The organism is Arcicella rosea (genome assembly GCF_040543805.1).
Lineage (GTDB): Bacteria > Bacteroidota > Bacteroidia > Cytophagales > Spirosomataceae > Arcicella > Arcicella rosea.
In genome coordinates this window covers 127,074-142,590 of the sequence record NZ_JBEUMS010000019.1, presented here as the reverse complement: position 1 = coordinate 142,590, position 15,517 = coordinate 127,074, and the positions used below count along the sequence as shown (strand labels likewise).

Here is a 15,517-nt window from a genome sequence, read left to right as displayed (position 1 = left end):
GTTCCTTCCCAAATGTACCTTCTTTGGCTTAAGATGAAATTTTGATTCCATAATTGTTTATTTTTCCCAAATATAGTAAAAGTCAATCAAATCAAAGTAATGGTCAACCGATATTTTTTCTCTATAAAGGGACTTAAAATTAATTTTGTAATGAGTCAATTACATAATTGGTTATGTCAGAACATATTTCATACAGCACTTCCTATCACTTTTGCTCAAGAAGCCAAGAGGAAAACACTATTTTCAAATGTGACATATCCAAAGAATTAGGTAAAAAACAATTTTACAAAAATATAAAGAAGCCTCCCATATAATATTGAGACTGTCATGATATTCTTAATGTCATTCCGATACTATTTTTATTTATCTGACTAAGTAACCTCAACTTCAACTCTAAAAACTAAACCCATGAACGCAAAAACCTGCGTAAGGGCATTGCTATGCCTTTACTTTTTCATATCTGTACATTATCTAACCGCTCAGGCTCTTAAGGTGGGAGACAATATCCCACCTGAGCTTTGGAACTTATCCCTTCAATTGGCTAACCACCCACAAGGCAAACAAAGCCTGACTCTCAGTGACTATAAAGATAAACTAATCATCCTAGATTTCTGGGCTACTTGGTGTGCCCCCTGTATTAAATCAATCAATAAGCTGGATTCTCTGCAAAAGCAGTTTGGCTCGGCTGTAGCTATTCTGCCTGTCACCTATGAAAACAGCCGTAAAGCTCTTCCTCTATTTCGTAAAAGGGGCTGGAGCCTCCCTACTGTAGTGGAAGACACTTTACTAAAAAGGTATTTTCCCCATACAGGTATCCCTCATCAAATATGGATTAGAGACGGAAAATTCTTTGGAGCGTCTGCTTCCTCGGAATATACCAATACCTATAATCTACACCGTGCATTAAACGGAGAGGCTTTTGTACTCTCAAACAGTTCCCCGCCTGTCAGTTTTAACCGTGATATTCCACTCTTTTTGGATGGAAACGGGGGTAGTCTGAAGGATACCCGAATACGGTCTCTACTCTCCAAACGCATTAACGTCAATATCGGAGGAATCACTAGAAGTGCTAACAATATTCGGGCTTATAATGTACCATTCCGTAGTCTTATTTATGAAATGTACAGACTCGATATTCCATACTCAGGTAGATTTAACAGAATCGTTTGGGAGATAAGTGATTCCCTCAAAGAAGAATTGATTGGCACACATAAGCAAAAATCAGGTATTTATGAAAATGACCTAGCCTACTATCAATGGCTAAAAGAACATTCCTACTGTTACGAACTAGCCATTGACTCTTCCCTGAATATTTCTAGAGAAGCACTCTATCAGTTAATGGAACAAGACATCAACCGCTATTTCAGGCTTGAAAAAGGAATCATCGCCGTCTTGGGAAAAAAGAAATTGCCTTGTTATGCGATTATCAATCAAGATAGTCCATCATCTGTTTTAGTATCTTCTGATAAGGCAGAAAATTACTTTGTCATGGAGAACCAAGCCATTGAGCAACTTACCAATTACATCATCGCTGTACTGGCACAACAGCCATATCCTATCATTGATAAGACTACCGCTAAACAACATGTATCCATTCGGCTAAACAAAGCGAATCTTACCATCCCCGCTATCAAACAGGAGCTGAATAAGATTGGGCTTGATTTGGTATTGCAGCAGCAGGAAATACCAGTCATCATCGTCAAATATGCTAATCTTTAATTCATTCATCTAATCCTTATCATTTAATCTTCAAGCTAATGAAAAAACTCTTCTTACTCTTCATGTTATTGATGGGAAATTGCGCCATGCTTTATGCCCAACTATTGAAAAGCAGGCTGCTGGACGCTACAGACGCTCACCCGATACAAGGAGCCTCCGTCAGGCTGTTGCGGGCTGCCACTGGTACTATCACAGATGCCAATGGTTCTTTTGAGATACTCAGACTTAGTAAATACCCAGTTGATACCCTTGTCATTTCAAGTATCGGTTTTAAGACAATAGTTATTGCGGTTGATAATCGTTCCCTGCCTGAAAGTCTGTTGATGAACAGGGAATCCCTTGCCCTTGATGAAGTGGTCGTTTCTACGGGATATGCTAAAATCAGTCGGGAGCGTGCTACTGGTTCTTTCACTCACATTAGCAATGAGCTAATTAACAGGAGTGTAAGCCCAGACATCATCAGTCGTTTAGAGGGGGTTACGCCTGCTCTTCAGTTTTACAGAAGCACTGTCACACCCAGAGGAACTACCTCAGAGCTTAGAATCAGAGGGGTGAGTAGCATCTTCTCCGATACTGCTCCATTAATCGTCGTAGATAATTTTCCTTATGAGGGAGACATTAATAGTATCAATCCTAATGATATAGCCGATATTACTATTCTGAAAGATGCCGCAGCAGCGTCCATTTGGGGTGTTCGGGCAGGAAATGGGGTCATCGTGATTAATACTAAACAAGGAAAATACAATCAAAAAACTTTGGTGAGTTTTCAGTCGAATTTCACGGTTGGTGAAAAGCCGAATTTGTTTTATAATCCTTCCTTCTTGGCTTCACAAGAACTCATTGATTTCCAGCGTTTGCGCTTTGCGCAGGGTGGTTTTCAACAAAATAACTGGACATTACTGCCTGAGGCGATTGAGATACAGATTGCCAGACAAGAAGGAAAGCTTTCATCTGAAGAAATGGAGCGGCAATTGAAACATCTAGCCACTAAAGACATCAGAAAAGAGATGCTCGCTAACCTTTATCAAAAGGTTCTGAATCAGCAATATGCTTTCAATATTACTGGGGGGAATAATAGCCTGAAATATATTACCTCACTTGGCTTTGACAAAAACCTTTCTGGGAACGTTGGGTTTAGTTCTTCCAGAATAACCCTCAATAATCAGTTTACCTACCGATTCAATCAAAAACTGGAACTCTTTACTAGCCTGTATTATGCCCTCCAGCATTTTAGTAATAATGGACTGGAGAGAACAGACCTCATTCCCAGGGAGGGTGGTGCCATTCAGTCTTATACAAGCCTTAGGGATGACAATGGAATGCCGACTTATATTCCTTATAAATACCGCCAACCTTACATCGCTGCTGCGGAATCTCAAGGATTACTTAACTGGCAATACAATCCCCTTGATGAACTTGCTCTTTCTGACAAAACTTCCAAAAATAATGAAACGAGGATCAATGCAGGAATTCGTTATGCACTGATTCCAGATCTAGCCTTGGAAGTAAAATATCAGTTTCGTCTTGCGCAAGGAGCATCCAGACAATATTATTCTCCACAAACGTATTACGTCAGAGATCTCGTGAACCGATTTACCCAAGCGAATGGCACGAGTGTAATTCCTTCTGGTGGTATTTTATCGGGTAATCAAAGCAGTGGAGATAGTCATTATGGAAGAGTACAACTCAATTATAGTTATACTGGGCATAGTGGGAAAAGTGGGCTTTTTCAGCCTCTGCACCAATTGGATGCCTTGGCTGGGGCAGAAGTCAGACAAGACCGCTCTCAATCTGGACCAGTATATTTACTTTACGGGTATGATGACCAAATACTCACCAGTGCTCCTTATCTCAATTATGAGACGAGTTATCAATTACGTCCTATTTCCTCAGGGAGAATACCTTCTCCTGTCAACGATATAGGATATTTGACTGACCGTTATCTCTCTTACTTTGCTAATCTAGCTTACACTTACGATAAGAAATATACGCTTTCTTTAAGTGGCAGGTGGGATGCTTCTAATATTTTTGGCGTAGCCACTAATCAAAAAGGTGTTCCTCTGTGGTCAGTAGGCTTGCTTTGGAATATCAAAGAGGAATGGGTGCCAGACATTGAATCTATTGACTTACTTAAATTAAGGGCTACGTATGGGGTTAATGGAAATATCAACAAGCAAGTAAGTGCGCTTCCCAATATCTCTTTGTCATCTGGTGTCATTACTAATTATCCTTATGCACGTATAACCACGACCGGCAATCCTAATTTGCGTTGGGAAAAAGTAGTGGTCTGGAACATGGCTACTGACTTTTCTTTCTTTCATAACAGAATTAGGGGAAGTCTGGAGTATTATGAAAAAGCTGGAATAGACCTCATCGGCTATGATTTTCTGGATCCTACGACGGGTATTTTCCAATCTGCTTCTGGTTTATATACCATTGACAACCGAATCAATTATGCCAATCTACTCACTAAAGGAGCAGATGTTGAAATCAATGGGGCTATTACTACGGGTAAGTTTAAATGGTCAACGGTACTAATGGCCTCTTGGACACAGAACAAAGTAACTAAGTATAATGCAGCGGAAGCGCCTACCTTGCTTTCTTTTCTTCCTGCCTCCAACGCTGGGCGTGCGCCTGCAACGCAAGGTAAATCTGTGGATATACTCTATGCGTTACCTTGGTATGGGCTAAATCCTACCACTGGTGCTATGCAGGTGTGTGATAACAAAGCGGGTGTTGATGGTGCGCTGAGTGAAAACTATGCGGCTTATTGGGCTTCATTACAGCAAGCTAATCTCAAGGAAATGGGGGTTACTGTGCCGGTATTCTTTGGCAGTATCCGAAATAATTTTACTTGGAAGGGATTGAGTGCTAGTGTTAATGTGGTTTATAAAGCTGGCTATCAGTTCAGAAGAAGTAGTATCAATTATTCTAATCTGATTAATTATGGCGGGGGGCATCGGGATTATGAAGCAAGATGGAAATCTCCTGGGGATGAATTACACACAGCTGTTCCAGCAGTTACGCTTATTGCCAATACGACTCGTGATAATATTTATTTAAGCAATGAAAGACTGATTGAAAACGGAGCGCATCTTAGGTTGAAAGACATCAATCTAAGTTACAAGTTATCTGCTCCTAAACTAGGACTCAGCAATGTATCGGTTTTTATGTATGTAAATAACATAGGGATACTATGGTCTGCCAATAAAGCAGGCTTAGATCCAGATTTCCCAAGCTCAGATTATCCTCCTATCAGAACTTATTCTTTGGGATTTAAAATTGACATGTAATACTTGAAAGATTTAAACTTAAAATTTATCAACATGAAAAAGATATATTCAATCATATATTGTGTACTCAGTCTCTTGATGACTTCCTGCTATGGGGATTTTTTGGAAATTGAACCTAATCGTAAGCTGGCTGTGCCTGCTACCTTAAAAGACTTAGATGCTTTGATGGACAATACTACTTTGCTCAATGCTAATGCTTTATTAATCATGGGAGAGATTGGAACAGATGATTATTATTTGAACGAAACAGACTGGAATTCACTGACCAACCCTTATCAAAAAAATGGCTATGTTTGGGCTAAAGACATCTACGAAGGACAGCAATGTCCGGGATGGAATAATGCTTATCAGAAAATTCTCTATGCAAACCTTGTGTTGGAAAGCATAGGCAAGCTTGAACGAAGCACTAAAAATGAAGTGCAATGGGACAGGATAAAAGGAACTGCCTTGTTTTGGAGGGCATGGCAGTTTTTCCAATTGGCTCAGATTTTCTGTGACGATTATCAAAAGGAAAGTGCTAATCAAAAAATGGGGATTCCGATTAGACTTGCATCGGATATTAATCAGCAAAATACAAGAGCAACCATTGAAGATACCTACAAACAAATTGTGCAGGATCTTACTGAGGCTGGAGACTTATTGCCTGCCTTGGCTGAGGAGAAAACACGCCCTTCTAAGCAAGCGGTGTATGCACTACTGGCTAGAACTTATTTGCAAATGAAAGAATATGAGCTGGCCAAAGAACAGGCGGAAAGGTGTTTAGCGGTCTCGGATGTATTAATATCCTATAGTGATATGAATAGCAATTTAAATTTCCCTTTTCCGCTGTATGCTCGTGGAAATACTGAGCAACCCTTGCTTGATGCAATGATTAGGACGCAGACATTTGCTTCTTTTCTAAAAATAGATACTGCTTTATTACGTTCTTACGAGGCTGGAGATTTAAGAGTGGCTACTTATTTTTCTGTATCAAATGGATACCATGTTTTTAAAGGAACCTACAATGGTTATGCTACCTACAATCCTTTTCCTGCTCTTGACGAGGTTTATCTCATCAAAGCAGAATGTAATGAGCGAATGGGGAATCATGATGATGCGCTGAAGGATCTTAATCAATTGCTGGTTCATCGTTATCAAAAAGGGGCTTACCAAGCTAAAACCATGGAGAACACCAAAAATATCCTGACGGAGATTTTGAATGAAAGGCGTAAGAGTTTAATCTTCAGAGGAGTAAGATGGAGCGATTTGAGAAGGTTAAGAACAGAAGCTGCTTATGCAAAAACGATTGTTAGGGTACTGGGAAACAAAAGATATGAATTATCTCCTGAGCAAGAGCATTTATATACTTGGCCTATCCCTGACAATGTAATCAATCTGGGCGGTATTACTCAGAATGTAAGATAAATGTAATATCCGGTGCTTCAATTTGAAGCACCGGGTAATTTTAATCAAGGTGTTCTATGAGCATCTCCTGTAACGAGGTTAGAGGCGTTGGCTTGCGTTACTGTAGCTGGTGCACTGGATGTATTCAAACGAATTTTACAAAGATTTGAGGAGTTTTCTTCATTACAGTCATCAACGGGTGAAGGGGCATCCGTGGAGCCAATAATGGTGTCACCATCAACATCCACAGCAAACCAGTAATCGACTACATTTCTTTGCTCTGCCAATTTAAAGGACATGGTGCTTGTCGCTATAAATAGGGCAAAAACAAACAAGAGGTTTTTCTTCATTAAATTTTTCATGATTTTTTGAATTTATAAGGTTTGAAAATTTATTTAGCCATTAGGCCGGCACGCCCTCAGCGGTAACGCCTCCTGCGTCACTGCCTCGCTTTAGTTTCACTAAATAAAAACCCCATCCGCTAAGAGCCGTAAAACACAGGTTAAACCAGAAGTGTTGTTTCCAGTTCATCCAACTAATTACAGACCCGCATCCACAGGGTAATTCTTCCCAGGCTCCGCCTAGGGCAAGACCTACGTAAGTCGTAAAGACTAACATCAAGCCAAGAGAAAGTAGCATCCCGTAGTATTGCATCCGTGGGATAAGAAGAAATAGGATGGTAAGACCTTCCAGCAAAGGCAGGGTGTAGATAAGAATATACCCCAAAGTATCATCAAAGGGTTGTTTGAGGATACCTGTCTTAAAGATTTCAAAGTCCATGACTTTGTCTACAGTCACGGGTATCCAAAGTGTCAACAATATCAGGAGTATAAGCTTTATCTTCATATTGGTAATGATTTTACCTGACAAAGTTCATAACCTTCCTTCATATACGAAACAGAATATTGGAAGGGTTTTTAGGAGAATCAGCCTCCCTCCTTTCCAATTTTTCACCTTATTTCGTTTCAATCATTTTTCCTTGTATTTTGACACACCTATTTGCTGTTTATGCCATCCGTATTTTGTACTTTTTCATCTCATACCTGAATGTACTTTCATCATTATACCCCACTTGGTAAAAGACATCGCTCACTGGTAGGTTTTTGCTTTTCATCAATAGTAAAGCCTGACGTAAGCGGCACGAAGTATAGTAATCTCGTATGGTGATATTAAAAGTTGCCTTGAAATGATTTCTGAGTGTACGTTCGGTTCTTCCAAAATAGTCAGCCACTCGCTGGGAATTGAGATTAGTCTCATAGAAATGCCTATCCAGATAATCCTTTACCCTATAGGGGATACTGTTTAGCTGCTGCTCAGCCTGTTCATTATACCGCTCTAATATTCCTGAAATTTGTAATCGTAGCAAGCCGTCAAGAGAACCGACACCGTTTGAAATCTCAGAATAGATGGTTTTGAGCCTTCTTTGTATATGTAAATCCATTTGACAATAGGGCAACATAGCGTTTGGATATACTCCTGCTTCCAATGTAGATAGATACTCCTTTAAAACGGGTAAATCTTTAGCCACAAATGTTAGCCATTCTGGCAATATGGAGATACATAAGACGATGTTTCTTCCGGGTGGCACCTTTACCCGATATAGACCTATGTCGTTATAAGTCATCGCATAATACCCTTTTCTAGCATGAGAGATAAAAAGTCCTTCGGTATCCGTGAAATCTATGCTGCCATGTAGTACAAAAAATAAGAAGTGCTGCTTTTCAGTTACCTTATAAGTCATTCGGAAAGGCAAATCATTATTCACTTCCAGCAGCTCAATGTAAAAGGGTCGAAAATTGAGTCTCTGGCTTATCAAACTCGCTGAATCAAACAAGGTGTACAGTGACTTTTGAGCCTTGGCAAAAGGATAAAAGCAACTTTCAGGCAATGCCTGCTGAATGCTTAATGGCGGGTAGTCATATAGAAATTCATACGGCTCATTCATAATTAAACAAAAAGGATAATTGTGAATAAAAGCTATAAAGCTATTTATTCACTTTTGCCTCATCATACATGGCGTTTACATTATCTTGTATTGCTTTTTGTAAACGTTCCAAATCCGTCGCTTTATTAATATCTATTCCACAAAATAAACTCCCGTTATACTTGGCATGTAGGACAAGATAATAAATGCCCGCAATCTGAAGAGCCAGCTTAGCCCTTATGTCCACGCCTGTGTCAATGAAGTCTGGTTCGATAATCTCAAATAAATGCTCTCCTATTTTTTCTCTTTCGTCTGCTACCTTACGAAGTGTTTTATTCTTTTCTCCAATTTCCCAGTGAATAATCCGTTGTAGCACTTTGTCTTTCATCATCCGCTCCAACTGCCCATGAAGCAAAGCAGTAATATCTTTTTTCCCGATGTTTTCTGGGTTCTTTAGTAATTCCGAAATAATTTTCTGGTCAGCCATATTCCAAAAGTCCCTTTGCAGAATATAGGCTTCCACCAGATTATCTATACTACCAAAATAGGTCCAGATTAGCTTTTTATCTAAACCAGCTTCTTTGGCTATATTTGGTCCAGTCAGGCCGGTATATCCTTTCTTTTGAATAACCCCTCCTACTGCTGCCACTAATCTTGTTATTGATCGAGCCTTCTCTCTGATGGGACCAGCCGTTACTTTTCTTGACTTTTCACTTTTTTGTTCGGAATCTGTATTTTTTTGTTTGCCCATTGCTTTTATTTCATAGATTTCGCAATGTTCAACTTTTTATTGACATAATCAAACGCATTTAGTGCTTTATCTAGGTGTTCTTTGGTATGAGTGGCAATCAAGCTCATTCTTATTCGTGAGTCCTTGAGTGATACCGCAGGATACATGATGGGATTAGTGTAAATACCACATTCCAGTAGTAACTTACCCGCCTCACAGTTTTTCTGTACATCTCCGATTTTTACAGGAATGATAGCAGAATTTGTAGTACCAATATCCAATCCCAAGTCTGTTAAACCCTTTTTGTAATAGGTTATATTTTCCCATAACTTTTTCTGCCAATGAGGCTCTTCATCAACTAGCTCAATAGCCCTGCTCACCGCTGAAATAGCTGGAGTCGCTGCCGCTGAAAAAGCATACTGTCTGGATTGAAACTGTAAGTAAGAAATCAGTTCAGGGTTTGCTATCAAATAACCTCCTACATTACTAAATGTCTTGCTGAATGTTCCAGTAATGATATCTACTTTGTCCATCACTTCAAAGTACTCCATCGCCCCACGTCCAGTATTACCGATTACTCCAATCCCATGAGCATCATCTACCAGAACAACGCCTCCATAATGATGCGTAAGGGTAATAATTTCTTTTAAGGGAGCTAAATCTCCATCCTGAGAATAAACCCCGTCAACAATGACCATTTTAGTTCTGTATTTATCCTTGACGTTTGAGAGTATACGCTCTAAGGCATCCAGATTATTATGTAAGAAACGCTTGACCGTGGTTGCTTGTATCCCTTCGTAAACACTAGCATGTACAGCCATATCTACAATAGCGATATCTTCTTGTTTTAACAAACATTGCAAGGACGCACTATTAGAAGTATAACCAGTAGTGTATGCAATAGAAGAACCCTTAGGCTTTTTGAAAAAAGTGGAAAGCTTATCCTCTAATTCCTGATGATAATCAAAATAGCCTCCTATTAGTGGAGACGAGCCAGCTCCAGTACCATATTTTTCAATTCCTGAAATAGCTGCCTTTTTAATTGCTGGATGTTGTGTAAAGCCCAGATAGTCATTGCATACGAAGCTCACATAACTTCCCTTTTTAATATCTCCATCCTCAGCTAATTCGACTTCAGGGCCACAACCTGAGTTTACTAGTAATCGGTAGTTCATGTACCCGCTGACTTTGAGGTAATCAAGGTACTCTTCATGTGCCTTTGCCCTTTGGAATATATCCAAGTTAGGGATGTCTTCATAATCTTTGAAGCTTTTGTTTGATAGATAGTTTTCCATACTGCTTAATATTTGAAGAATTAACATTTTAACAAACTCGTCGCCCTTACAGGTAAGTATTACCTTCTAGGCAATCAATAATTCATGGATATATCAAAGCAGATAGAGAAGTAAACGCAATCCTTGTTAAGCATCAACTATGAATTTGAAGGCGGTGGAAGTACCTACAAATCCATAATCAAAAATAATTCTCTATCAAATGAAATAAAATATCTAACGAAATCAAAATTAAATAGAATATTTTATAATAAAAGTATTGATTATGAGCTAATTATGCTATTTTTTATAATTATAGTTTTATTCATTAGATGTCTGATTAATAAAAAATCATATAATATATCTTCTTTAAGAGATATATTATATAGTTAAAACACAACCATTCTGCGATTCTTGCAAAATCAATAGCTATCCAATGAAGTTTGTGATTGATTGAACCAATTTTGTAACAAGATTTACATTCTTTGAAAGGGATTTTAATCTTTGAAGATAATTATAAAGAAATAGCCTAAGGGAAAATCCCTTAGGCTATTTTAGTTAATAGTTCTACACCTATTGATATAAAGTTAATCAATTTTTTTAAAATAGCAAAAAAGGGATGTGATTTTTTCACTATTCCAATAGCAATTAAAAGGAAAAAATATATTCGTTTTAATTTATAAATCAGGTATTCATATGCTAAAAATGTAAATTTGAAACGGTTTTATTTGAAAATCTATCAGATAGGAAGCTTATATGCTTTAAATACAGTAGCTAAAAACTTGGACACAAAGTATGGTCTAACTTTTACTCTTTGGTGAATTCAATTCATGATGGACTAAAAAATCATATTCATCAATCTTTTTGGCATAAAAACTACATAATTCTATAAATATCGTTTTCACTTTGCCTAAACTATTATTTCTCAAGCATTAAAAGCCCATCAATTGATGGGCTTTTCTCATTTTAAGGTATTTCAATTTATTCGATTTTGAATACATTTTTTATTCAAATAAGCCATTTTATTTATTTTTAATAACATTATTATTTATTTTGTTTGGCATTATGATTAAAAATGAATAATATTTGTATTCAAAATAATAAGAAGTAATGATTGATAAAGCTATTGTCCACATGGACTTGGATTGCTTTTTCGTAGCTGTGGAAAGGTTGCGAGATTCAAAGCTTAATGGCAAACCTGTCATTGTTGGTGGTCTTTCAGATAGAGGTGTTGTAAGTGCATGTAGTTATGAGGCTCGTACTTTTGGGGTTCGCTCAGCTATGCCTATGAGAATGGCTCGTCAATTATGTACGGATGCTGTTGTTTTGAGAGGAGATTATGAAGCTTATTCACAGTATTCATCAATGGTTACGGACATTATTTATGAAAGTGCTCCCATCGTTGAAAAATCTTCAATAGATGAATTTTATGCCGACCTAACAGGCTTTGAACGTTTTTTGGGTACATGGAAATTTGCTTCAGAATTAAGACAAAAGATTATTACCGAAACGGGTTTGTCAATATCGATGGCATTAGCAACCAATAAAACCGTTTCAAAGGTGGCCACTAATGAAGTAAAGCCAGCTCGTCAAATTCAAATATTACAGGGAGATGAAAAAAGCTATTTAGCTCCACTGTCAGTTTCTAAACTTCCCTTTTGTGGCTCAGTTACTACCCAAACATTGAGAAATATGGGTATTCTGACCGTTGATACCTTAAGCCAAATGCCAGTTAAACTACTTCAAAACACTTTTGGCAAAACTGGAAAGCTATTATGGGAAAGAGCAAATGGAATAGATGATACACCGGTTATTCCTTATTCTGAACAAAAATCAAAGTCGAAAGAAATAACCTTGGAAAAGGATACAATTGATATTGTTTTTTTATCCAGATTGATTAGCAAATTGGCAGAGGAACTGGGCTATGATTTACGAGAATCTGGTTTTTGTACTTGCTGTATTACACTTAAAATTAGATATAGCAATTTTGATACATTAACAAGACAAATAAATGTAGCTCCAATTTCAGCAGACCATGACTTAATACATCATGCCATTGAACTATTTAAAAAGTTATTTGATAGAAGAATATTGATACGACTTATTGGGATTAGGGCATCTAAATTAGTACGTGGGCAACAACAACTTTCACTCTATGACAACAGTGCTAAATTGGCTAGCTTATATGGAGCAATAGATAACATTAAAAACAGATATGGGACTGATTCAATAGGAAGAGCTTTTAACTTCGATTTAAACAAAAGAAAACCTGAGTAATTAATGTACTTAAACTGTCATACATATTTTAGCCTTCGGTATGGTACTATTTCGATAGAGTTATTAGTTGAAACTGCTGTTAAATTAGGGATTAAAAAAATCGCACTAACTGATATAAATAGTACTTCAGCAATTTTTGATTTTGTATCGCTTTGTAAAAAAAGAGGCATTGAGCCTGTTGTGGGGGTTGAGTTTAGGGTTGACGACAAGCTACAATTTATCTGTTTAGCAAAGAATCAAGAAGGTCTAAGTGAAATAAATGAGTTCAGAAATAAATATAATCTTTCAAAAGAGCCATTCCCCAACCGTGTTCCTTCTTTTTTAAATGTTTGTACAATTTATCCTTTAGAATGTAATGAATTTGTGTTAAATGAGAATGAGTTTATTGGTGTTCAACTACACGAAATACATCAACTTTATAAATATGACTACAAGAAATTTGTGGTAATTCATCCTGTAACTTTTTTAGATAAATTAGGTTATAACCTTCATCGTTTACTACGTGCTGTTGATGGTAATTGCTTGCTTAGTAAACTCCCAAAATCAAAGGAAGCAAAAGAACATGAATATTTTGTTACTCCAGACGAACTGATAAACCATTTTAAAAACTATCCAGAGCTTGTTGAAAACTCTAAAAAGCTAATATCAAAATGTGATTTTATTTTCAAATTCGATACTCCTAAAAATAAAAAATTCTATACCACTTCTAAAGCAGATGACCTTGAATTACTGAGAAAACTTACTAAAGATGGTTTGATTAAAAGGTACGGTGTAAATAATAAGGAGGCTCAATCAAGAATTGATAATGAACTTAGAATAATCGACCAACTTGATTTTTGTAGCTATTTCCTTATAACATGGGATATTATAAAATATGCACGCAGTAGGGGGTACTTCCACATAGGTAGAGGCTCAGGAGCAAATTCAATCGTTGCTTATTGTTTAGAGATAACCGATGTTGACCCTATTTTACTTGATTTATATTTTGAAAGGTTTATTAATCCAAGTAGAACCTCTCCCCCAGACTTCGACTTGGATTTTAGTTGGGATGAAAGAGATGAGATAATCGACTACACGTTTAAACGATATGGTGCTGATTATGTATGTTTACTTGCAACTCATGTAACCTTTCATTATTCATCTGCATGCAGAGAACTCGGAAAGGTTTTCGGGCTTCCCAAACATGAGATAGATGAATTGGTAAGTAGTTATAGAGAAAACCCATCAAATTCATACACAAGACTTATTCTTAGATATGGCAAGCTAATGGAAGATTTTCCTAACTATTTAAGTATTCATGCAGGGGGTATCTTAATAAGTGAAGAAAAACTAACAAATTACACATCATTGTTAGCTATGCCAAAAGGTTTTGTAATAGGTGAATTTGACATGTACACATGTGAGGATATTGGTTTTGCAAAGTTTGATGTTCTCTCTCAAAGAGGTTTAGGGCACATTAAAGATACAGTAGATTTAGTGTGGAAAAATAAGAGAATTAGTATTGATATCCATGCGATACAGGATTTCAAAGATGATGAAAACATCAAAAATCAACTCAAAAAGCATGAAACAATGGGGTGTTTCTATATTGAATCTCCTGCCATGCGACAACTCATTTGGAAGTTAAAATGTGAAGACTACATTACATTAGTAGCCGCTAGTTCAATTATTAGACCTGGTGTTGCCAGTTCAGGAATGATGGGAACTTTTATAAAACGACACCTCAATCCAGAGACTGTAGAATATATTCATCCAAAAATGGAAGAACTGTTATTTGAAACCTATGGTGTAATGGTTTATCAAGAGGATGTGATAAAGGTTGCTCATAGTTTCGGAGGTTTATCATTAGCTCAAGCTGATGTACTTAGGCGAGGAATGTCTGGAAAATATCGTTCGAGGTTAGAATTCGATAAAATAGTTGAACAGTATTTTGAGAATTGTAAAAGATTTGGGTACGATGATGATATTGCTAAAGAAGTTTGGAGGCAAATACAAAGCTTTGCTGGTTATAGCTTTTCAAAAGCACATTCTGCAAGCTATGCTGTCGAAAGTTATCAAAGCCTTTACTTAAAAACATATTTCCCTCATGAGTTTATGGTTGGTGTTATAAATAACTTCGGTGGCTTTTATGAAACGGAGTTTTATATACATGAAGCAAAAAGAGTAGGTGCGATAATTGAGCTACCAGATATTAATGGTAGCAATTTACTGACAGACTTAAAAGGTAATATTATTACTTTAGGCTTCATACATGTCAAAGGGCTTGAAAAGATAACAATCAATCAAATAATTGGGCAACGCAATATTAGACCATTTAGCTCTTTTGATGATTTCTGTAAAAGAGTTTATATCGGACTTGAGCAAATGATTATTTTGATTAGGATTTCAGCATTTAGAATGTTTGGATATTCAAAAAAAGAACTGCTTTGGGAAACACATTTTAAAGTAAACAAAAAGAACACATTGCAAACTTCAGAATTATTTTATGTAGAAGACGTACATTATCAATTACCATCACTCTATCATCATCCTGCTGAAGACATTTATGATGAATTTGAACTTCTTGGATTTACTTTGCAAAAGCCATTTTTATTAGTTTTTCAAAAGCCAAATTGTGAATATTTTGCGAGTAATTTGTCAACTGGAATCGGGAAAGTTATTGAAATTTTGGGCTATTTAGTTAGTCTAAAACCAACAAGGACCAAAAAAGGTGAACGAATGTTTTTTGGGTATTGGGTTGATGAACAAGGAGAATTTTTTGATACAGTTCACTTCCCTAATGCTACAAAGATGTATCCGTTTAGAGGGAAAGGAGTTTATCATTTAAAAGGAAAAGTTTGTGTCGAGTATGGTCATTGCTCCATTCAAATAAATTGGATGCAAAAATTGCCATTTATAGTTGACCCACGAATGGAATAAG

The 15,517-nt window shown here is 37.0% G+C and carries 10 protein-coding genes; 5 read left to right on the top strand and 5 right to left on the bottom strand.

All coding sequences use genetic code 11. The features are described 5' to 3' along the window. Positions 1 to 408: 408 nt before the first annotated feature. From ABID42_RS21335 to ABID42_RS21325, 3 genes are read left to right on the top strand one after another with little or no spacing between them, the layout of a single operon-like run. Entirely contained in the window at positions 409 to 1,719 is a 1,311-nt protein-coding gene (locus ABID42_RS21335) for a TlpA family protein disulfide reductase (protein ID WP_367285387.1), read from the top strand. A 38-nt stretch (positions 1,720 to 1,757) separates the two neighbouring features. After that, positions 1,758 to 5,012 carry a SusC/RagA family TonB-linked outer membrane protein gene (locus tag ABID42_RS21330; protein ID WP_367285386.1) on the top strand — a complete coding sequence of 1,085 codons (3,255 nt, stop codon included), beginning with the start codon at positions 1,758 to 1,760 and terminating at the stop codon, positions 5,010 to 5,012. Positions 5,013 to 5,045: 33 nt separating this feature from the next. After that, positions 5,046 to 6,416 (top strand): RagB/SusD family nutrient uptake outer membrane protein, encoded by a 1,371-nt coding sequence (locus tag ABID42_RS21325; protein ID WP_367285385.1) that lies wholly within the window; start codon positions 5,046 to 5,048, stop codon positions 6,414 to 6,416. A gap of 44 nt (positions 6,417 to 6,460) precedes the next feature. On the opposite strand, the gene ABID42_RS21320 is transcribed toward ABID42_RS21325, so the two are convergent. The 5 genes from ABID42_RS21320 to ABID42_RS21300 all read right to left on the bottom strand — a co-directional run bounded on the left by ABID42_RS21320 (position 6,461) and on the right by ABID42_RS21300 (position 10,344). Beyond that, the gene (locus ABID42_RS21320; RefSeq protein ID WP_367285384.1) at positions 6,461 to 6,757 is read right to left on the bottom strand and encodes a hypothetical protein; all 297 of its coding nucleotides are present in this window, start codon (positions 6,755 to 6,757) and stop codon (positions 6,461 to 6,463) included. A 40-nt stretch (positions 6,758 to 6,797) separates the two neighbouring features. Then, a complete protein-coding gene (locus ABID42_RS21315; protein WP_367285389.1) occupies positions 6,798 to 7,241 on the bottom strand; it encodes a MauE/DoxX family redox-associated membrane protein in 444 nt (147 codons plus the stop codon). A 160-nt stretch (positions 7,242 to 7,401) separates the two neighbouring features. Then, the gene (locus ABID42_RS21310) at positions 7,402 to 8,340 is read right to left on the bottom strand and encodes a helix-turn-helix transcriptional regulator (RefSeq protein ID WP_367285383.1); all 939 of its coding nucleotides are present in this window, start codon (positions 8,338 to 8,340) and stop codon (positions 7,402 to 7,404) included. A 40-nt stretch (positions 8,341 to 8,380) separates the two neighbouring features. Beyond that, positions 8,381 to 9,070 carry a TetR/AcrR family transcriptional regulator gene (locus tag ABID42_RS21305; protein ID WP_367285382.1) on the bottom strand — a complete coding sequence of 230 codons (690 nt, stop codon included), beginning with the start codon at positions 9,068 to 9,070 and terminating at the stop codon, positions 8,381 to 8,383. 5 nt (positions 9,071 to 9,075) lie between these two features. Then, positions 9,076 to 10,344 carry an aminotransferase class I/II-fold pyridoxal phosphate-dependent enzyme gene (locus ABID42_RS21300; RefSeq protein WP_367285381.1) on the bottom strand — a complete coding sequence of 423 codons (1,269 nt, stop codon included), beginning with the start codon at positions 10,342 to 10,344 and terminating at the stop codon, positions 9,076 to 9,078. Positions 10,345 to 11,430: 1,086 nt separating this feature from the next. On the opposite strand from ABID42_RS21300, the gene dinB reads away from it, so the two are divergent. Continuing rightward, positions 11,431 to 12,597, top strand: a complete 1,167-nt coding sequence (gene dinB, locus ABID42_RS21295) for a DNA polymerase IV (protein WP_309922114.1) — start codon at positions 11,431 to 11,433, stop codon at positions 12,595 to 12,597. Positions 12,598 to 12,600: 3 nt separating this feature from the next. Beyond that, the gene (locus ABID42_RS21290; protein WP_323327746.1) at positions 12,601 to 15,516 is read left to right on the top strand and encodes a DNA polymerase III subunit alpha; all 2,916 of its coding nucleotides are present in this window, start codon (positions 12,601 to 12,603) and stop codon (positions 15,514 to 15,516) included. Position 15,517 lies beyond the last annotated feature (1 nt).

Coding starts and splice junctions, on each gene's coding strand:
- ABID42_RS21300 (WP_367285381.1), bottom strand. CDS start 10,344: ATGGAAAACTATCTATCAAACAAAAGCTTCAAAGATTATGAAGACATC.
- ABID42_RS21290 (WP_323327746.1), top strand. CDS start 12,601: ATGTACTTAAACTGTCATACATATTTTAGCCTTCGGTATGGTACTATT.
- ABID42_RS21335 (WP_367285387.1), top strand. CDS start 409: ATGAACGCAAAAACCTGCGTAAGGGCATTGCTATGCCTTTACTTTTTC.
- ABID42_RS21310 (WP_367285383.1), bottom strand. CDS start 8,340: ATGAATGAGCCGTATGAATTTCTATATGACTACCCGCCATTAAGCATT.
- ABID42_RS21320 (WP_367285384.1), bottom strand. CDS start 6,757: ATGAAAAATTTAATGAAGAAAAACCTCTTGTTTGTTTTTGCCCTATTT.
- ABID42_RS21325 (WP_367285385.1), top strand. CDS start 5,046: ATGAAAAAGATATATTCAATCATATATTGTGTACTCAGTCTCTTGATG.
- ABID42_RS21305 (WP_367285382.1), bottom strand. CDS start 9,070: ATGGGCAAACAAAAAAATACAGATTCCGAACAAAAAAGTGAAAAGTCA.
- dinB (WP_309922114.1), top strand. CDS start 11,431: ATGATTGATAAAGCTATTGTCCACATGGACTTGGATTGCTTTTTCGTA.
- ABID42_RS21330 (WP_367285386.1), top strand. CDS start 1,758: ATGAAAAAACTCTTCTTACTCTTCATGTTATTGATGGGAAATTGCGCC.
- ABID42_RS21315 (WP_367285389.1), bottom strand. CDS start 7,241: ATGAAGATAAAGCTTATACTCCTGATATTGTTGACACTTTGGATACCC.